The 17,822-nt window shown below is 63.5% G+C and carries 17 protein-coding genes; 12 read left to right on the top strand and 5 right to left on the bottom strand.

Going from position 1 to position 17,822, the window contains the following annotated elements; all coding sequences use genetic code 11:
- Positions 1-190 precede the first annotated feature (190 nt).
- From ACLEJU_RS06075 to ACLEJU_RS06050, 6 genes are all read left to right on the top strand, one after another.
- Positions 191-1,546, top strand: a complete 1,356-nt coding sequence (locus tag ACLEJU_RS06075) for a M16 family metallopeptidase (RefSeq protein ID WP_435422347.1) — start codon at positions 191-193, stop codon at positions 1,544-1,546.
- Positions 1,539-3,023, top strand: a complete 1,485-nt coding sequence (locus ACLEJU_RS06070; RefSeq protein WP_435422346.1) for a M16 family metallopeptidase — start codon at positions 1,539-1,541, stop codon at positions 3,021-3,023. The genes ACLEJU_RS06075 and ACLEJU_RS06070 overlap by 8 nt, the downstream gene beginning before the upstream one ends.
- Entirely contained in the window at positions 3,023-3,625 is a 603-nt protein-coding gene (gene rsmD, locus ACLEJU_RS06065; RefSeq protein WP_435422345.1) for a 16S rRNA (guanine(966)-N(2))-methyltransferase RsmD, read from the top strand. The genes ACLEJU_RS06070 and rsmD overlap by 1 nt, the downstream gene beginning before the upstream one ends.
- A gap of 87 nt (positions 3,626-3,712) precedes the next feature.
- Positions 3,713-5,014 (top strand): M16 family metallopeptidase, encoded by a 1,302-nt coding sequence (locus ACLEJU_RS06060; protein WP_435422344.1) that lies wholly within the window; start codon positions 3,713-3,715, stop codon positions 5,012-5,014.
- The gene (locus ACLEJU_RS06055; RefSeq protein ID WP_435422343.1) at positions 5,007-6,362 is read left to right on the top strand and encodes a M16 family metallopeptidase; all 1,356 of its coding nucleotides are present in this window, start codon (positions 5,007-5,009) and stop codon (positions 6,360-6,362) included. Before ACLEJU_RS06060 ends, ACLEJU_RS06055 begins: the two co-directional genes overlap by 8 nt.
- Positions 6,363-6,422: 60 nt before the next feature.
- Positions 6,423-7,415, top strand: coding sequence for a hydrolase (locus tag ACLEJU_RS06050; RefSeq protein WP_435422342.1), 993 nt, complete (start codon positions 6,423-6,425; stop codon positions 7,413-7,415).
- Here ACLEJU_RS06050 and ACLEJU_RS06045 read toward each other — a convergent pair whose 3' ends face one another.
- Positions 7,416-8,270 (bottom strand): sulfurtransferase, encoded by an 855-nt coding sequence (locus ACLEJU_RS06045; RefSeq protein ID WP_435422341.1) that lies wholly within the window; start codon positions 8,268-8,270, stop codon positions 7,416-7,418.
- Between the two features lie 34 nt (positions 8,271-8,304).
- The gene (locus ACLEJU_RS06040) at positions 8,305-8,970 is read right to left on the bottom strand and encodes a TetR/AcrR family transcriptional regulator (protein WP_435422340.1); all 666 of its coding nucleotides are present in this window, start codon (positions 8,968-8,970) and stop codon (positions 8,305-8,307) included.
- Between the two features lie 151 nt (positions 8,971-9,121).
- Between ACLEJU_RS06040 and ACLEJU_RS06035 the strand changes: the two genes are divergently transcribed.
- The 5 genes from ACLEJU_RS06035 to ACLEJU_RS06015 all read left to right on the top strand — a co-directional run bounded on the left by ACLEJU_RS06035 (position 9,122) and on the right by ACLEJU_RS06015 (position 13,602).
- Positions 9,122-10,552 carry a coniferyl aldehyde dehydrogenase gene (locus ACLEJU_RS06035; protein WP_435422339.1) on the top strand — a complete coding sequence of 477 codons (1,431 nt, stop codon included), beginning with the start codon at positions 9,122-9,124 and terminating at the stop codon, positions 10,550-10,552.
- A complete protein-coding gene (locus ACLEJU_RS06030) occupies positions 10,552-11,037 on the top strand; it encodes a twin-arginine translocation pathway signal protein (RefSeq protein WP_435422338.1) in 486 nt (161 codons plus the stop codon). Before ACLEJU_RS06035 ends, ACLEJU_RS06030 begins: the two co-directional genes overlap by 1 nt.
- 17 nt (positions 11,038-11,054) lie before the next feature.
- Positions 11,055-12,653: a GMC family oxidoreductase N-terminal domain-containing protein gene (locus tag ACLEJU_RS06025; protein WP_435422337.1), complete on the top strand. Its 1,599-nt coding sequence runs from the start codon at positions 11,055-11,057 to the stop codon at positions 12,651-12,653.
- 111 nt (positions 12,654-12,764) lie between these two features.
- A complete protein-coding gene (coaD, locus tag ACLEJU_RS06020) occupies positions 12,765-13,244 on the top strand; it encodes a pantetheine-phosphate adenylyltransferase (protein WP_435422336.1) in 480 nt (159 codons plus the stop codon).
- A 106-nt stretch (positions 13,245-13,350) separates the two neighbouring features.
- On the top strand, positions 13,351-13,602 hold the full coding sequence (locus tag ACLEJU_RS06015) for a YfhL family 4Fe-4S dicluster ferredoxin (protein WP_008095804.1): 252 nt from the start codon (positions 13,351-13,353) through the stop codon (positions 13,600-13,602).
- Between the two features lie 10 nt (positions 13,603-13,612).
- On the opposite strand, the gene mutM is transcribed toward ACLEJU_RS06015, so the two are convergent.
- Both mutM and ACLEJU_RS06005 read right to left on the bottom strand, forming a co-directional pair.
- Positions 13,613-14,425: a bifunctional DNA-formamidopyrimidine glycosylase/DNA-(apurinic or apyrimidinic site) lyase gene (mutM, locus tag ACLEJU_RS06010; RefSeq protein ID WP_435422335.1), complete on the bottom strand. Its 813-nt coding sequence runs from the start codon at positions 14,423-14,425 to the stop codon at positions 13,613-13,615.
- Positions 14,426-14,428: 3 nt separating this feature from the next.
- Positions 14,429-15,247, bottom strand: a complete 819-nt coding sequence (locus ACLEJU_RS06005) for an HDOD domain-containing protein (protein ID WP_435422393.1) — start codon at positions 15,245-15,247, stop codon at positions 14,429-14,431.
- Positions 15,248-15,488: 241 nt separating this feature from the next.
- Between ACLEJU_RS06005 and ACLEJU_RS06000 the strand changes: the two genes are divergently transcribed.
- Complete coding sequence (locus tag ACLEJU_RS06000) at positions 15,489-16,685, top strand: class I SAM-dependent rRNA methyltransferase (RefSeq protein WP_435422334.1); 1,197 nt, start codon at positions 15,489-15,491, stop codon at positions 16,683-16,685.
- Between the two features lie 38 nt (positions 16,686-16,723).
- On the opposite strand, the gene ACLEJU_RS05995 is transcribed toward ACLEJU_RS06000, so the two are convergent.
- Positions 16,724-17,398, bottom strand: a complete 675-nt coding sequence (locus ACLEJU_RS05995) for a magnesium transporter (RefSeq protein ID WP_435422333.1) — start codon at positions 17,396-17,398, stop codon at positions 16,724-16,726.
- Positions 17,399-17,822 lie beyond the last annotated feature (424 nt).

The raw sequence follows: 17,822 nt of genomic DNA, 5'->3' as shown, positions 1-17,822 counted from the left end.
GCATCGGGAATTCTCTAAACGCAGAACAGACTATTTTGAATCCGACTGGTTCATGCGCAATGTTTTGTCTTAATGGGCCTGCGGGCCAGAACGGCGACAGGCATGGTCGCCAGGCAACCGGATCAGTATCCTAGCACCTCCTGGCCCGCCGACGCTAAACCAGCGGGCCGCCGAACAGGTTAATCACCGTATGAATGCTCTAGCCCGCCGCGCCGCTGGCCTGTTGCTCAGCACGCTCTGCCTGCCGCTTGCGGCCTTTGCCGCCGACGTGCAACCGACCCACGAATTCATCCTCGACAACGGCCTCAAGGTGGTCGTGCGCGAAGACCACCGCGCCCCGGTGGTCGTCTCGCAGATCTGGTACAAGGTCGGTTCCAGCTACGAGACCCCGGGCCAGACTGGCTTGTCCCATGCCCTGGAGCACATGATGTTCAAGGGCAGCGCCAAGATCGGCCCGGGCGAGGCCTCGCGCATCCTGCGTGACCTCGGTGCGGAAGAAAACGCCTTCACCAGCGACGACTACACAGCCTACTACCAGGTGCTGGCCCGCGACCGCCTGCCGGTGGCCCTGGAGCTGGAGGCCGATCGCCTGGCCAGCCTGCGCCTGCCTGCCGACGAGTTCGCCCGAGAAATCGAGGTGATCAAAGAGGAGCGCCGCCTGCGTACCGACGATCAGCCAAGCTCCAAGGCCTTCGAGCTGTTCCGCGCCATGGCCTTCCCGGCCAGCGGCTACCACACCCCGACCATCGGCTGGATGGCCGACCTCGAACGCATGAAGGTCGAGGAGCTGCGCCATTGGTACGAATCCTGGTACGCACCGAACAACGCCACCCTGGTGGTGGTCGGCGATGTCAGCGTCGATGAAGTCAAAGGCCTGGCACAGAAATACTTCGGCAGCATTCCCAAGCGCGCCATCCCCCCAGCCAAACTGCCGCTGGAACTGGCAGAACCGGGCCAGCGCCTGCTGACCCTGCACGTGCGCACCCAGTTGCCGAGCCTGATCTATGGCTTCAACGTCCCGAGCCTGGCCACCGCCAAGGACCCACGCACCGTGCATGCCCTGCGGCTGATCTCGGCCCTGCTCGATGGCGGCTACAGCGCGCGCATGCCGGCACGCCTGGAGCGTGGCCAGGAGCTGGTGGCCGGTGCCTCGTCCAGCTACAACGCCTTCACTCGTGGCGACAGCCTGTTCCTGATCTCGGCCACGCCGAACGTGCAGAAGCAGAAGACCCTGGCCGACGTCGAAAAAGGCGTCTGGCAATTGCTCGACGAGCTCAAGACTACCCCGCCGAGCGCCGAAGAGCTGGAGCGCGTGCGTGCCCAGGTCATCGCTGGCCTGGTCTACGAGCGCGACTCCATCAGCAGCCAGGCCACCACCATCGGCCAGCTGGAAACCGTCGGCCTGTCCTGGAAGCTGATCGACAGCGAGCTGGACGAACTCAAGCGTGTCACCCCGGAAGACGTGCAAAACGCAGCACGCACCTATTTCACCCGCGAACGCCTGAGCGTTGCCCATGTACTGCCCGAGGAGTCCGCTCATGAGTGATCGCAGCGCACCACGCTACACCCTGATCGGCACGGGCATCATCGCGCTGGTGGTGGCCGTGGCCGCCGTGCTCGCCCGCCCGGCCCACTCCGAAGCCGAAAGCAGCGCCGCGCGCCCGGCCAACACCCTGCAATCGCTGGCCGAGCTGGATGGCAAGGCGCCCAGCCGGCGCCAGCTGAACATCCAGAACTGGACCACCGCCGAGGGCGCCCGGGTGCTGTTCGTCGAGGCTCGCGAGCTGCCGATGTTCGACCTGCGCGTGACCTTTGCCGCTGGCAGTAGCCAGGACGGCAACACTCCGGGCCTGGCCACCCTGACCAATGCCATGCTCAACGAGGGCGTGGCCGGCAAGGATGTGACCGCCATCGCCGAAGGCTTCGAGGGCCTGGGTGCCGACTTTGGCAATGGTTCCTACCGCGACATGGCCGTAGCCTCGCTGCGCAGCCTGAGCGCCAAGGACAAGCGCGAGCCGGCCCTCAAGCTATTCGCCGAAGTGACCGGCAAGCCAACCTTTCCGGAAGATGCACTGAAACGCATCAAGAACCAGCTGCTGGCCGGCTTTGAATATGAGAAGCAGAACCCCGGCAAGATCGCCGGCAAGGCCCTGTTCGGCAAGCTGTATGGCGACCACCCTTACGCCCAGCCAAGCGATGGCAGTGCCGAGAGCGTGCCAGGCATCACCCTCGAGCAATTGCGCGGCTTCCACGCCAAGGCCTATGCCGCTGGCAACGCAGTGATCGCCCTGGTCGGCGACCTCAGCCGCGAGGAAGCCGAGGCCGTCGCCGCCCAGGTGTCCGCCGCCCTGCCCAAAGGCCCGGCACTGGCCAAACCGGCCCAACCGGTTGAACCCGAGGCCGGCGCCACCCATATCGACTTCCCGAGCAAGCAGACTCACCTGATGCTCGCCGAGCTCGGTATCGACCGTCAGGACCCGGATTGGCCGGCCCTGTCGCTGGGCAATCAGATCCTCGGCGGCGGCGCGTTCGGCACCCGCCTGATGAGCGAAGTGCGCGAAAAACGCGGCCTGACCTATGGTGTGTACTCGGTATTCAGCCCGATGCAGGTGCGCGGCCCGTTCATGATTAACCTGCAGACCCGTGCCGAACTCAGCGAAGGTACGCTCAAGCTGGTTCAGGACATCCTCGCCGATTACCTCAAGAGCGGCCCGACCCAGCAGGAACTGGACGATGCCAAACGCGAACTGGCCGGCAGCTTCCCGCTGTCCAATGCCAGCAACGCCAGCATCGTTGGCCAACTGGGCGCGATCGGCTTCTACAACCTGCCGCTGACCTGGCTGGAAGACTTCATGCAGCAATCCCAGGCGCTGACCGTCGAGCAAGTCAAAGCGGCGATGAACAAGCACCTGGCAGCCGATAAACTGGTGATCGTCACCGTCGGCCCGACAGTGCCACAGAAGCCACTGCCTGCCCCTACTGACAAACCGTCCGAGCAACCGCTCGGCGTACCGGAGCACTAATGCCTAGATCCACCCCTCCCGCCCGCACGCAGCAGGGCCAAAGCAAGGGCCAAGGTCATCTGCGCATCATCGCCGGCGAGTGGCGCAGCCGCCGCCTGGCGGTACCGGAAGGCGAAGGCCTGCGCCCCACGCCTGACCGCGTGCGCGAAACCGTGTTCAACTGGCTGGCGCCCTACATCGAGGGCGCCCAGGTGCTGGATGCCTTCACCGGCAGTGGCGCGCTGGTGCTCGAGGCGCTGTCCCGCGGCGCCGAGAATGCCGTGGCGCTGGACAGCAACCCGGCAGCCATCAGCAACCTGAAGAACAATCTCGAGATCCTGCGCTGCCCACGCGGGCAGATCCTGCAGACCGACGCCCTGCGTTACCTGCAGAACCCGGCCAAGCAGCAGTTCGACGTGGTGTTCCTCGATCCGCCGTTCCACCAGGACCTGCTGGCCAATACCTGCAACCTGCTGGAACAGAACCAGTGGCTGCGCGAGCAGGCGTGGGTCTACACCGAAAGCGAGGCGGTCCCGTCGACATTGCCGATGCCCGGCAACTGGCGCCTGCACCGCGAGAAAAAGACCGGCCAGGTGCATTACGCGCTGTGGCAACGGGGCTGATCCCGTCTTGGATCGTATTTAGTTACCGCAACCCCGCCGTCGGCATGGTTGAAGCTGCTCCCTCGTTTTCGCAGGAGCACTTCAACCATGATCGAGCGCCCTTCTCCGCCCACCCAGGCCAGCACTGTACAATCGTTCACCCTTGCCAACGGCCTGCGTGTCTACCTGCGCGAAGACCATCGTGCACCGCTGGTCAGTGCGCAGCTCTGGTATCACGTCGGTTCGAGCTACGAGCCAGCTGGCCATACTGGTCTCTCCCATGCACTTGAACATCTGCTGTTCGAAGGCAGTAGCAAACTGACAAATGGCCAGTATTCAGCCATCATCACTCGCCTCGGCGGCGAACCGAATGCCTACACCCTCACCGACGCCACGGTCTTTCCTCTGACACTGCCAGGCAGTAGGCTCGAGATCGCTCTGGAGGCCATGGCCGACGTCATGACCAGCGCCATCATCAGTGATGCACCTTTCGCTCGCGAGCTGGACGTGGTCATGGCCGAACGCCGTGAGGACATCGACAACGCCCCCTTGTCACTGGCACTGGAACATCACCATTCACTGGCCTACGGCACCGAGGGCTATGGCACGCCAATCATTGGGCACAAGGCTGACCTTGAGCGCCTGACCCCGGCTGCTGCCCGAACCTGGTACCAGAGCTGGTACCACCCAAACAATGCCACGCTGGCAGTCGCCGGCGACATCACCCTGGTACAACTGCAAGCCTTGGTTACTCGGCACTTTGCGACAATTTCCGCCAATCGCCTGCCCGCACGCCAGACCCCTTCCGCGCCGCCAGCGCAAGCTCGACGCCATCAGACACTGCGTCTGCCGGGCCTCTACACCGGCACCATTCTCAGTTTCAACCTCCCCAGCCAATGTACCGCGCAGTCCGCCGAGCAAGCCTACGCATTGCGGCTACTGCCCGATCTGCTTGCTGACGGACACAGCAGTATCCTGCAGCGACGACTGGTTCTGGATGATCCGATTTTGAGGGGCATGCGCTCATCCTACGACCCCTGGCAGCGCGGTGACAGCCTGCTGATTCTCTACGCATATTGCAGCCGACAGATAACACCGGAAATCGCAGCCGAAAGGCTGATGCGGGAAATCGAAGCGTTTCGCCAGTCGGCGCCTTCCAGAGAAGACCTTCAACGTGCCAAGGCTCGCCTGTTGGCCAGGCAGGTCTTCGAAAGGGACGACATCGGCAAGCAAGCCCAGGCCATCGGTTTACAGGCCGCCTGTGGCCTGGACCCCGTAGCACTGGACAATGAGCGAAAGGCCATCGAAGCCGTGACAGCCGAACAAGTCGGGCTGGCAGCCCTTGAGTTTCTGACCGATTCCCGCACTGCCATTACGTTCATGCACAACAAGGAGAGCGCTCATGCATGACTCGACTGCAACCCAAGACAGCATCTACGGCGGCCTGGTCTCTGCCCAGGGAATCGATCTGGATCAGTTCGAGTCCATCCTCACTCGGGTGCAGGCCTGGACGACAGAAGCAGGCACAAACGTGAAATTCGTCGAAGCCCGCGGATTGCCTATCGTCGATGTGGTACTGAGGTTCAGGGCCGGTACGGTCCAGGACACTGCGCACCCCGGCCTGGCAGCCCTGACCCTGTACATGCTCGATGAAGGCAGCCAGCAGTACACGGCCACCCAACAGGCCGAACATCTAGAACGCCTGGGTGCAATCACCGCAAAGCTGATACGTCTGGAGCATGCGACGCTGAGCCTGCGTAGCCTGAGTAGCCCGGCCGTGCTGGAGCCGTCCCTGGCGCTGTTCACTAATCTCGTGGCACAGCCGGCATTCCTTCCCTCCGCTTTGGACAAGGTCAAACAGCAGTTGCTTCAGAGCAGTGCCTCACGCGAGCGGCACCCGGTATCGAGGGCCCGTAACGACGCCTTGCGCCATTTGTTCAGGGGCCATCCTTATGGCTGCCCACTGGGTAGCAGCGAGGAAGGTATAACGGCGGTTACCACAGACGACTTGCGTGCCTTCCACCAACGCGCCTATTCCGCCAGCAATCTTGAGATGGTCGTGGTCGGCGATCTTTCCCTCGCTGAAGCTCAAGTGCTCTCGCGCCATATCAGCCAGGCCCTGCCGCAGGGTTGGCGGGCAACGGATCTGCCACCTGTCACGGCCGCCACCGGCGGGAACATACGCGTCGATCAGCCTGGCGCAAGCAATGCTGTCCTGTTGGCACTCCCCTTTATCGTGCCCGCCAATGATCCGGAACTCCCGGCCCTGGTACTGGCCAGCGAGGTATTGGGAGGCGGGTTTGAATCGCGCTTGATGGCAGAACTGCGTCAACGCCGCGGCCTGACTTACGCCGTGCACTCCCACGTAACGTCATTACGGGAAGGCGGGCTCTTCACCGTCGAATGGGAAGTCGCACCGGCGCATGTGCAGGGTACTCAGGAACTGGTGGTGACCCTGCTGCGCGATTTTATCGAGCAAGGACCTACCCAAGCCGAACTGCAATTGGCACGCAAACGCCTGGAAGGGCAACTGCTGCGCGCTGTTGCGCAGAACAAGCATCTGGCCGCATTGCTCGCGGACCTGAGCCATCAAGGTCAACCTGACGATCATCTCAACACCTACGTCGAGCGCATCAACCGATTGACTCCAGCAAATGTCCGGGCCGCCGTGCAGCACCATTTCGACCTAAGCTACATCGTACAGGTCAGTGTCGGCCCAAGCGTCGAGCAACAACCTCTGCCAGCCCCCGACCAATAGCGCAGGTACAGTGGCGGCGTTTCATGGCACTCTACGCAGGCACATCACGAGTCGCCCAGCATGCCCAGTCTCACCGCCACATTCCGCCCGGCCATCGGCCTGTCCAACCCCCACCTGCAAACCCTGTGGGGGCCACTGTGGCGCAAGTTGCCGGAGCTGGAACGAAACCGCGAACGCCTGTGGCTGGCCGATGGCGATTTTCTCGACCTCGACTGGCATGGGCCCCATAGCCCGGATGTGCCACTGGTACTGGTGCTGCACGGGTTGACCGGATCGTCCCGTTCTCCCTACGTCAAAGGCTTGCAGCAATCACTGCAGGCCTGCGGCTGGGCAAGTGTGGCGGTCAACTGGCGCGGCTGTTCGGGTGAGCCCAACCTGTTACCGCGCAGCTACCATTCCGGCGCCAGCGAAGACCTCGCCGAAGTGATCACCCACCTGCGTGCCCAGAGGCCCTTGGCACCGCTATATGCCGTCGGCTACTCACTGGGCGGCAATGTGCTACTCAAATACCTGGGCGAAAGTGGTTCTGACAGCCGACTGGAAGCAGCGGTAGCCGTCTCGGTGCCATTCCGGCTGGACCAGTGCGCCGACCGGATCGGCCAGGGCTTTTCCAAGGTCTATCAGGCGCATTTCATGCGCGAAATGATGGCTTATGTGCAGTTGAAAGAACGACACTTCCGGGACCGCGGGCATCACGAGGGGCTGGCCGCGCTCGACCGGCTTGGGCCCTTGGGCAGGTTGAAGACCTTCTGGGACTTTGACGGCAAGGTCACCGCGCCGCTCAACGGCTTCAGCGATGCCCACGATTACTATCGCCGCTCATCGAGCCGGTTTTATCTGGGGGAAAACCGCACGCCGACACTGATCATTCATGCCACCGACGATCCGTTCGTGTTCGGCCACAGCCTGCCCACCGCCAGCGAACTGGCACCGCAGACACAGTTCGAGCTGCATGAGCGAGGTGGGCATGTGGGGTTTGTCGACGGCAGCCTGCGGAATCCGGGCTATTACCTGGAGCGGCGGATTCCGCAGTGGCTGGTCGACGGTCAGTGATTATTCGCCAGTCGCCACACCGTGCTTGGGATCATTGATCCACTCACTCCACGACCCGGCATACAGCCTGCCCAACGGATACCCCGCCAGCGCCAGGGCAAACAGGTTATGGCAAGCCGTCACGCCTGACCCGCAGTAGGCTACCAGTTGCTCTGGCGAGCGCCCTGACAGCTTTTCGGCGAAACGTTGCTTTAGCTGTTCCGGTGCCAGGAAACGCCCATCGGCACCGAGGTTCTCGTTGAAGGCCGCGCACTGGGCGCCAGGAATATGCCCTGCCACAGGGTCGATCGGCTCGACTTCACCCCGGAAGCGCGGCAACGCACGGGCATCGATCAGGGTCAGGTCAGGGTTACCCAAGCGCTTGGCCAGGTGCTCGGCATCGATCAACAGCTTGGCGTCCGCCTCGCCATTGAACGTCCCCTCGCATTTGGCCGGCGCATCCAGGCTCAGCGGCAGGTGCGCCGCATGCCAGGCCTTGAGGCCACCGTCGAGGATCGCCACGCCACTGCGCTTGCCCAGCCAGACCAGCAACCACCAGGCGCGGGCGGCAAAGGCGCCAGGGCCGTCGTCGTACAGCACCACCTCGCTGTCATCGTCCAGGCCCCACTCGCGCAGGCGCTCGACCAGCCGGTGCGGGTCCGGCAATGGGTGGCGGCCGGTGCGGCCCTTGCTGACCGGCCCGCTCAGGTCACGCTCCAGGTCGGCAAAATGCGCCCCGGCGATATGCCCCTCGGCATAGCTGCGTTGGCCGTAATCCACATCCTCCAGGGCAAAACGACAATCAAGGATCACCAGCTTGGGCGAGTCCAGACGCTCGGCCAGCTGTTGCGGGGTGATCAATTGCGCAAGGGGCATGACAATCTCCTGATCGATGGCTCGAAGGCCCTGGTCATTGGTCCAGGGCCTGATTGAACGGAACATGGAATTCCTGGCACAGAGCGTCCACGGCGCTGCGGGCGTTACTGGTGACGAAACCCAGCTCCAGCACCAGCACCTGATAGACGCCGCGCTTGAAAGCTTCTTCACCCAAATGCGCGGAATGTTCGCGCGTGGTGCTGAGAAAACGAACCCACGAGGTCAGCACGATCCAAGCATTGATGGTCAGCGACTCGATCTGCGCAGGCTCCATGGTCAGGATCCCGGCATCGACGAAGCCGCGGTAGATCGCCTGGCCCTGGCGCAGGCAGCGCTCGGAAAAGCGCCGGTAGCGGGCAGCCAGTTCGGGGTCGCTTTCCAGCAGATGCTCCAGATCACGGTGCAGGAAGCGGTAGTTCCACATCGCCGCGAGCAGCGCCTTGAGGTAGAAGCGCTTGTCCTCGACCGTGGCCACGCGGCCCTGCGGCGGGCGCAGGAAGCTGTCCACCAGCTCTTCGTACTGGCTGAACAGCAGGGCGATGATCGCCTGCTTGTTGGGGAAGTGGTAGTACAGGTTGCCAGGCGAGATTTCCATGTGCGCGGCAATGTGATTGGTACTGACGCTGCGTTCGCCCTGCTGGTTGAACAGCTCCAGGCTGTTCTGCACGATGCGCTCTCGGGTCTTAATGCGCGGGGCCATGCTCAGCTCCCATTCTGCGGGCTTTCGATAATGGGTCATCTTACGGTGAATCACACCGCTGATGCACCGTTTGCGCCAGCGAAAATAGTCGCACCACGGTACGAATTAGAGTATAGGCTCTAGGAACTTCAAGCCCAGACGAGAGACCGCCGTGACCTCGCCCATCGCTTTGCCTCCTGTGCATTCCGACACCGACCTTGAAGCGACGTTCGCCGCTCAGCGCCAGGCCTTTGCCGGCAACCCCTTGCCGCCTGCGGCACAGCGGCGGCAGTGGCTGAAAAGCCTGCGCGAGGCGCTGCTTGCAGACCAGCAGCAGTTGGTCGCGGCTATCGATGCTGACTTCGGCGGGCGCAGCGCCGACGAGACCCTGCTGGCCGAACTACTGCCATCGGTGCAGGGCATTCGCCACGCCGAACGCCACCTGCAGCGCTGGATGCGTCCGGCCCGGCGCGTCGTGGGTCTGGCCTTCCAGCCAGCCAGCGCTCGCGTGCTGTACCAGCCACTGGGTGTGGTAGGCATCATCGTGCCGTGGAACTACCCGCTGTTTCTCGCCATTGGTCCGCTTACCGGTGCCCTGGCGGCCGGCAACCGGGTCATGCTCAAGCTCAGCGAGTCCACCCCGGCCAGCGCGCTGGCACTGAAAACCTTGCTGCATCGGGTGTTTCCGGAAGACCTGGTCAGCGTGGTGCTGGGCGAAGTCGAAATCGGCCAGGCGTTCGCCCGCCTCCCCTTCGACCACCTGTTGTTCACCGGCGCCACCAGCATCGGCCGCCAGGTCATGTTGGCAGCCGCGCAAAATCTGACCCCGGTGACCCTGGAGCTGGGCGGCAAATCGCCCGCCATCGTCTCGGCCAGCGTGCCCCTGGACACGGCCGCCGAACGCATCGCTTTTGGTAAGACCCTCAACGCCGGCCAGACCTGCGTCGCTCCCGACTACGTGCTGGTGCCGCGTGAGCGCCTGAACGACTTCGCCGATGCCTACCGCAAGGTCGTGCAACGCATGTACCCGCGCATCGCCGACAACCCCGACTACAGCGCCATCATCAACCCACGGCAGCTGCAGCGCCTGCAGCATCTGCTGGATGATGCCCGCGGCAAGGGTGCCCAGGTGCTTGACCTGTATCCCGACGAGACGCGCCAAGGCCGGCGCCTGCCGCCGCACCTGCTGACCAGGGTCAACGACAGCATGCAGGTGATGCAGGACGAGATCTTCGGTCCTTTGCTGCCGCTGCTGCCTTACGACCACCTCGACGAAGCCCTGGCCTACATCAATCAACGCCCTCGCCCCCTGGCGCTGTACTACTTCGGCTACGACCGCAGCGAGCAGCAGCACGTGCTGCAGCACAGCCATTCCGGCGGCGTATGCTTGAACGACACCCTGCTGCACGTGGCCCAGGACGACTTGCCTTTCGGCGGCATCGGCCCCTCCGGCATGGGCCATTATCATGGCCATGAAGGATTCCTGACCTTCAGCAAGGCCAAGGCAGTGCTGGCCAAGCAGCGCCTGAATGCCGCTCGGCTGATCTACCCGCCCTATGGCAAGGCCTTGCAGCGCCTGGTCTACAAGCTGTTCATCCGCTGATGCAGCGCCGTGACCTGCTGCGCTTGAGCCTGGGCGCCAGCCTTTTCCTGAGCACCACCAGCCTGGTCGGCTGCAGCGCGCAAACGCCCGCAGCCGGCTACCTGGTGCTGCGTGATGATGACCTGCCAGCCCTGCTTGCGCTGATTCCGGTGGTACTCGCCGGCACCTCGGCCAACGACGAGCTGGTGCTGCCCAGCCTTGATCACAAACTGGCAGCGCTGTCGCCGGAAATGCTCAAGCTCACCCGGCAACTGTTCGATGTGCTCAACCTGCCGCTGACCCGCGGCCCTTTGACCGGGGTCTGGGGGGCCTGGGAGCAGGCCAGCAGCGCGCAGGTAGCGGCCTTTCTACAGCGCTGGCAGGACAGCTCGCTGAACCTGCTGCGCATGGGCCATGCCTCCCTGCTGCAGCTGCTGCAAATGGCCTGGTACGAGCGCCCGGAAGCCTGGGCCGCATGCGGCTACCCCGGTCCACCCAAGATCTGACAACAAGAGCATCCTCAATGCCAGTAACCGACCCGTTTCGCCAAGGCCTCGAACGCGGCTGGATCACCCATGACGGCTCACGCCTGGAGCAGGACCTGACGCTGGAGGTCGATATCGCCGTGATCGGCAGCGGAGCCGGCGGTGCCACCAGTGCGCAGATGCTCAGCGCAGCCGGTTACAAGGTGCTGCTGATTGAAGAAGGCCCATTGAAGACCAGCAGCGACTTCCACCTGCTGGAAAACGAGGCCTACGCCAGCCTCTACCAGGAAGGCCTGGGGCGGATGAGCAAGGATGGCGCCATTACCATCCTGCAAGGCCGCGCAGTCGGCGGGACCACGCTGATCAACTGGACCTCGAGCTTTCGCACGCCACCGCAGACATTGGCGCACTGGGCCGCAGCGCATGGCGTCACGGGCCTGAGGGAGAAAGACATGCAGCCCTGGTTCGAGCGTATCGAGCACGACCTGGGTATCACGCCCTGGGCGATGCCGGCGAACGCCAACAACGAGGTACTGCGACGCGGCTGTGAACAGCTTGGCTATCGCTGGGCGGTGATCCCGCGCAACGTGCGTGGCTGCTGGAACCTCGGCTATTGCGGCATGGGCTGCCCGGTGAATGCCAAGCAATCGATGCTGGTCACGCGCATCCCGGCGACTCTCGAAAATGGCGGCGAACTGCTCTACCTCGCCCGCGCCGAACGCTTGGAACACAATGGCGGACGTGTCGCCCGGCTGCAGTGCCAGGCGCTGGATGCTCAAGGCGTACACCCCACTGGCCGGCAGATCAGCGTGCGAGCCCGCCACTACATCGTGGCCGGGGGCGGTATCAACAGCCCGGCCCTGCTGCTGCGCTCCAAGGCTCCCGACCCACACGGCCGCCTGGGCAAACGAACCTTCCTGCACCTGGTCAACTTCAGCGCTGCGCGTTTCGACACTCGCATCGACCCTTACTACGGCGCTCCGCAATCAATCTACAGCGACCATTTTCAGTGGCAGGACGGCGTCGATGGGCCAGTGGGCTACAAACTGGAAGTGCCACCCTTGCACCCGGCCTTGGCCAGCACATTGCTCGGTGGATACGGCAGCGACAATGCCCGGCGCATGGCGGAGTTACCGCACACTCACGTGATGCTGGCCCTGCTACGCGACGGTTTTCACCCCGAAAGTACAGGCGGGGCAGTGGAATTGCGCGGTGACGGCTCACCGGTACTGGATTACCCGCTCACCGATTACCTGCGCGACGGCCTGCGCCGCGCCTATCACAGCATGGCGCAAATCCAGTTCGCTGCAGGCGCCCAGCAGGTCACGCCGGTCCACAGCGACGCCGGCGCCGCTGCCAGCCTGGGCGAAGCTCAGCGGATGATCGATGCTTTGCGCCTGGAACCGTTCCGCACCCGGCTGGGCAGCGCCCATGTCATGGGGGGCTGCGCAATGGGCGAAGACCCGCGCCAGGCGGTATGCGACAGCCTGGGCCGCCATCACCAGCTGGAAAACCTGTCGATCCACGACGGTTCACTGTTCCCGACCAGCATCGGCGCCAACCCACAGTTGTCGGTGTACGCCATCAGCGCCCGGCTGACCGAGGCCTTGGCTACCCGCCTGGCACAGAGTGCATGACAACAAATACACGCCCTGTCTATAGTGCCATCAGCCGGCCGCATGACTTGGCCGGGCGCAATCGCTGCGCTACCATCCGACTCCCCAACGCACTCCAGCCAGGATGACGCGATGAACCGAGTGTTGTACCCGGGTACTTTCGACCCCATTACCAAAGGCCATGGCGACCTGGTCGAGCGCGCTTCGCGCCTGTTCGACCACGTGATCATCGCGGTGGCGGCCAGCCCGAAGAAAAACCCCCTGTTCCCGCTGGAACAACGGGTCGCGCTCGCCCGTGAGGTCACCAAGCACCTGCCCAATGTCGAAGTCATCGGCTTCTCGTCGCTGCTGGCACACTTCGCCAAGGAACAGAACGCGAACGTGTTCCTGCGCGGCTTGCGCGCGGTATCGGACTTCGAATACGAATTCCAGCTGGCGAACATGAACCGGCAACTGGCGCCCGACGTCGAAAGCCTGTTCCTCACGCCTTCAGAGCGCTATTCGTTCATTTCCTCGACGCTGGTGCGAGAAATAGCCGCGTTGGGCGGAGATATCAGCAAGTTCGTCCACCCTGTGGTGGCCGAGGCGCTGACCGAACGCTTCAAGAAGTAATTGAGCGCCTGATCATCGCGCCCGCGTGCACTGCGGGCGCGAATGCGGCACAATTGTGCCCAAAGCGTTGAACATGCCCGGGCGAAGCGCCCCGGCCGGAGTCCCCATGTCCCTGATCATCACCGACGATTGCATCAACTGCGACGTCTGCGAACCCGAGTGCCCGAACGAGGCCATCTCCCAAGGCGAAGAGATCTACGTGATCGACCCAAACCTGTGCACCCAGTGCGTGGGTCACTACGACGAGCCTCAGTGCCAGCAGGTCTGCCCGGTCGACTGCATCCCGCTGGATGAAGCGCACCCGGAAACCGAAGACGAGCTGATGGCCAAGTACCGCCGGATCACCGGCAAGGCCTGATCGCAGACGGCTAGCGCTGGCAGCGCGGGCAGAACACGCTCGCCCGCTGCCCCAGCTTCACCTCGCGCAAGGCCGTGCCGCACAGCTTGCACGGCATCCCGCCCCGCCCGTAGACGAACAATTCCTGCTGGAAGTACCCCGGCTGCCCGTCGCCGCCGATGAAATCGCGCAAGGTCGTGCCACCCTGCTCGATGGCCGCCGCCAGCACCCGTTTGATCTCGATTGCCAGTTTCAGGTAGCGCGCCCGGGAAATCCCGCCCGCCTCACGCCGCGGGTCGATGCCGGCAGCGAACAGCGCCTCGGTCGCGTAGATGTTGCCCACGCCGACCACCACCGCGTTGTCCATGATGAAGGGCTTGACCGCCATCGACCGCCCGCGCGACAGCTGGAACAGCCGTTCACCGTCGAACAGGTCGGTCAGCGGCTCCGGCCCCAGGCGCAGCAACAGTTCGTGGTTGAGCGGGTCCAGGCTCCAGAGCATGGCGCCGAACCGTCGCGGGTCGGTGTAACGCAGCATCAGCCCCGATTCCAGCTCGATATCGACATGTTCATGCTTGGCCGCTGGCAAGCCCAGTTCCACCAGGCGCAGGTTGCCCGACATGCCCAGGTGGCTGATCAAGGTTCCGACCTCGGCGTTGATCAGCAGGTATTTGGCCCGTCGCTCGACGCTGACGATGCGCTGCCCGGACAGCCGCACGTCGAGGTCCTCAGGGATCGGCCAGCGTAGCCGCCGGTCCCGCACCACCACGCGGCTGACGCGCTGGCCTTCCAGATGCGGCGCAATCCCGCGCCGGGTGGTTTCGACTTCAGGTAATTCCGGCATGGATCAGTGCCCGCCCAACTCGCGAATGTTCTGTTTCAGGGTCTCGAAGTCGTACTCCGACAAGCCGATATAGTCCAGCACCAACGGGCCGACCGCATTCCACTCATGGTCGACGTTCTGGTTGCCAAGCACACGGTACGAGGCGCAGATGTGCTCGGCCATCTTCAGCACGGCCAGCAGGTTCTTCAACTGGCTCTGGGCATTGCGCGACGAATCTTCGCGGAAGATCGCCAGGGCGTTGTGGTGGTTGGCGATGGCCGCGCTGATGTGCTCCGGCAGGCGCCAGGACTTGGCCGTGAAGTAGCCGACCACGGAATGGTTGGTGTTGAAGGCGCGGTTCTCGGTATCGACCACGCGCGTTTCCTCATCAGCCTTGGCGTAGGCGTCTTCGAGCACCTGCATGTACTCGGGGAAGCGCTTGAGCATCAGCGGTACGCCGCAATCGTGGAACAGGCCGAGAGTATAAGCCTCGTCGGCCGTCTGGATGCCGGTACGCTTGGCCAGGGTCAGGCAGGTCATGGCCACGTCCTGGGCGGTATCCCAGAAGCGGTTGAGGGTGACGATGGTCTCGTCGCTCATCTCGCCCTTGATCGACTGCGCGTTGATCAGATTGATGATCGAACGGCTGCCCAGCAGGTTCACCGCACGCTGGATCGAGCCGATCTTGTTCGACAGGCCGAAGTGCGGCGAGTTGACCAGCTTGAGTAAGGCTCCCGCGAGGCCAGGGTCCTGGGAAATCAGCTTGGCGATGGTTTCCAGATCCGGATCAGGCATGTACTGCTCGAACTGCAGGTCAACCATGATCTGCGGCTGCGGCGGAATGGTGATGCCTTGCAAGGCTTGCTGGATCTGTTCGGCGCTGAGTTCTTGGGACATGCGTGCACACTCGTGAAGGACGAAGGATTCTAACCCCGTAGTCCGGCACCACACCAATCGCCAAAGGTGGGCCACGCGGTAAATATTCAGACAATTGGTGTCTGTTCCGCGCTCTTGGCGGCCCTGCACTTCAGCAGGCAAAGGGCCAACAGGCTATAATCCCGCTCTTTTTTCCCGGAGCGACGTCATGTCCCTGCCCAGCCTTCGCCTCAAAGCCAATGCCGACCGCCGCCTGCGCGCCGGCCACCTGTGGGTCTACAGCAACGAAGTCGACGTTTCCGCGACCCCGCTGCAAGGCTTCCAGGCCGGCCAGCAGGCTGTGCTCGAAGCTGCCAACGGCAAGCCACTGGGCATCGTCGCGCTGAGCCCGAACAACCTGATATGCGCCCGCCTGCTGTCGCGCGACATCAAGCTGCCGCTGGACAAGTCGTTGTTGGTGCACCGTCTCAACGTCGCCCTGTCCCTGCGCGAGCGCCTGTTCGACCAGCCGTGCTACCGCCTGGTGTACGGTGATTCAGACCTGCTGCCGGGCCTGGTGGTTGATCGCTTCTACGATATCGTCGTGGTGCAGCTGGCCTCGGCCACCATGGAAGCGCACAAGGATGACGTGATCGCGGCCCTGATCCAGGTGCTCAAGCCCAGCGGCATCCTGTTCAAGAACGACTCCGCCGCCCGCGACGCCGAAGGCCTTCAGCGCTACGTCGAAACCGTCTACGGCGAAGTGCCGGACTGGGTTCCGCTGGAAGAGAACGGCGTCAAGTTCGAAGCCCCGGTACGCGACGGCCAGAAGACCGGCTGGTTCTACGACCACCGCATGAACCGCGCGCGCCTGGCCCCCTATGTCAAAGGCAAGCGCGTGCTCGACCTGTTCAGCTACATCGGTGGCTGGGGTGTGCAGGCCGGTGCGTTCGGTGCCAGCGAAGTGTTCTGCGTGGATGCCTCGGGCTTTGCGCTGGATGGTGTCGAGCGTAACGCTGCACTGAACGGCATCAGCGAGAAGCTGACCTGCATCGAAGGCGACGTGTTCGAGGCCCTGCGCGAGCTGAAGGCTGCCGAAGAGCGCTTCGATGTGATCATTGCCGACCCACCCGCCTTCATCAAGCGCAAGAAAGACCTGAAAAACGGTGAAGCGGCCTACCGCCGCCTCAACGAACAGGCCATGCGCATGCTGAGCAAGGACGGCATCCTGGTCAGCGCCTCGTGCTCGATGCATCTGCCCGAGGACGACCTGCACAACATCCTGCTGACCAGCGCCCGCCACCTTGATCGCAACCTGCAGCTGCTCGAACGCGGCGGCCAGGGCCCGGACCACCCGGTGCACCCAGCCATCGCCGAAACCCGCTACATCAAGAGCATCACCTGCCGCTTGCTGCCGAACAGCTGACCCGCACGGCCCGGGGCGCATTGCGCCCCGGGCTGGCATCAGATCTCCAGCACCTGCGAGGCGATGCCGAAATACACCAGCACCCCCGCCGCATCGGCGATGGAGGTCACCAGCGGACCACTGGCGGTTGCCGGGTCGAGCTTCAGGCGCGTGAACAGGAACGGCAAGCTCATGCCGATCAGGCTACCGATCAACACGATCACCAGCATGCTGCTGGCCACGATCACGGCGACGTCCGTCCCACCGCGCAATGCTCCCAGCGATGCGACTGCCAGGGCCATGGTACCGCCGAGCGCCAGTGCCACCCCACATTCGCGACCCAGCATGCGCATCCAGTCGCGCATGACTACCTCTCCCGTCGCCAACGCCCGCACCATCAAAGTGGCCGACTGCGCCCCGGCGTTGCCCCCGCTGTCCACCAACAGAGGCAGAAAGAACACCAGCACGATATGCGCGGCGATGGTTTCTTCGAAGGCGGCGATGCCGGCGCCGGAAAACAGATTGCCGAACACCAGCAGCACCAGCCACAGCACTCGCTTGCGGTACAGCAGGCCGACAGTAGCATTGCGCAGGTTACCGACGTGATTGGTGATCGATGCGCCTTTGTGGAAGTCTTCGGTCGCTTCCAGGCGAAGCTTGTCCAGGGCTTCGCGGGTCTGGTCGTGCTTGAGTGGTTGATCACAGCGGATGCAGTTTGTGCAGACAGAATACATGTGAGTCTCCAGGCGCCGACGCAGGCACCTGCGAGCCTCGAACCCAGGAGTTCAAGCCATGGCAAGCCCTGGCGGCAGCGCGCTCAGTGCCAATTTACAAGTTCGCGGTGAACTGAAACTGGGAAGGTCCATTGAGGTAATTTCTCGTGAAGCCGCACATGCGGCGCGGCGGATGATAGCCAGTACGGTTGAGAAGGTCTGCCCCGCTGGCAGCATTTCAGACGCGTCCTACAAAATACCTGGAATCTCTCAGAAACCACCGTCCAGGCACATCTTCATTCCCTCGCCGCGCCAGCGGTGTAGAATCGGTCTATTCATCGCCAGTCATCCCCGGCGGGTTTATGAGCTCTGGCCAAGCACGCGGCGATCCCGCGCGGTCTTCGGCCCCATCCGTGCCAGTGGCAACCGGCCTGCGGCACAAAGG

It is taken from the genome of Pseudomonas sp. SMN11 (assembly GCF_052041945.1).
Lineage (GTDB): Bacteria > Pseudomonadota > Gammaproteobacteria > Pseudomonadales > Pseudomonadaceae > Aquipseudomonas.
This window is presented reverse-complemented; position numbering and strand designations above follow the sequence as displayed.

Excerpts from the sequence above, each read along its gene's own strand:
- ACLEJU_RS06075 (WP_435422347.1), top strand. The coding sequence starts at position 191 with ATGAATGCTCTAGCCCGCCGCGCCGCTGGCCTGTTGCTCAGCACGCTC.
- ACLEJU_RS06070 (WP_435422346.1), top strand. The coding sequence starts at position 1,539 with ATGAGTGATCGCAGCGCACCACGCTACACCCTGATCGGCACGGGCATC.
- rsmD (WP_435422345.1), top strand. The coding sequence starts at position 3,023 with ATGCCTAGATCCACCCCTCCCGCCCGCACGCAGCAGGGCCAAAGCAAG.
- ACLEJU_RS06060 (WP_435422344.1), top strand. The coding sequence starts at position 3,713 with ATGATCGAGCGCCCTTCTCCGCCCACCCAGGCCAGCACTGTACAATCG.
- ACLEJU_RS06055 (WP_435422343.1), top strand. The coding sequence starts at position 5,007 with ATGCATGACTCGACTGCAACCCAAGACAGCATCTACGGCGGCCTGGTC.
- ACLEJU_RS06050 (WP_435422342.1), top strand. The coding sequence starts at position 6,423 with ATGCCCAGTCTCACCGCCACATTCCGCCCGGCCATCGGCCTGTCCAAC.
- ACLEJU_RS06045 (WP_435422341.1), bottom strand. The coding sequence starts at position 8,270 with ATGCCCCTTGCGCAATTGATCACCCCGCAACAGCTGGCCGAGCGTCTG.
- ACLEJU_RS06040 (WP_435422340.1), bottom strand. The coding sequence starts at position 8,970 with ATGGCCCCGCGCATTAAGACCCGAGAGCGCATCGTGCAGAACAGCCTG.
- ACLEJU_RS06030 (WP_435422338.1), top strand. The coding sequence starts at position 10,552 with ATGCAGCGCCGTGACCTGCTGCGCTTGAGCCTGGGCGCCAGCCTTTTC.
- ACLEJU_RS06025 (WP_435422337.1), top strand. The coding sequence starts at position 11,055 with ATGCCAGTAACCGACCCGTTTCGCCAAGGCCTCGAACGCGGCTGGATC.
- coaD (WP_435422336.1), top strand. The coding sequence starts at position 12,765 with ATGAACCGAGTGTTGTACCCGGGTACTTTCGACCCCATTACCAAAGGC.
- ACLEJU_RS06015 (WP_008095804.1), top strand. The coding sequence starts at position 13,351 with ATGTCCCTGATCATCACCGACGATTGCATCAACTGCGACGTCTGCGAA.
- mutM (WP_435422335.1), bottom strand. The coding sequence starts at position 14,425 with ATGCCGGAATTACCTGAAGTCGAAACCACCCGGCGCGGGATTGCGCCG.
- ACLEJU_RS06000 (WP_435422334.1), top strand. The coding sequence starts at position 15,489 with ATGTCCCTGCCCAGCCTTCGCCTCAAAGCCAATGCCGACCGCCGCCTG.
- ACLEJU_RS05995 (WP_435422333.1), bottom strand. The coding sequence starts at position 17,398 with ATGTATTCTGTCTGCACAAACTGCATCCGCTGTGATCAACCACTCAAG.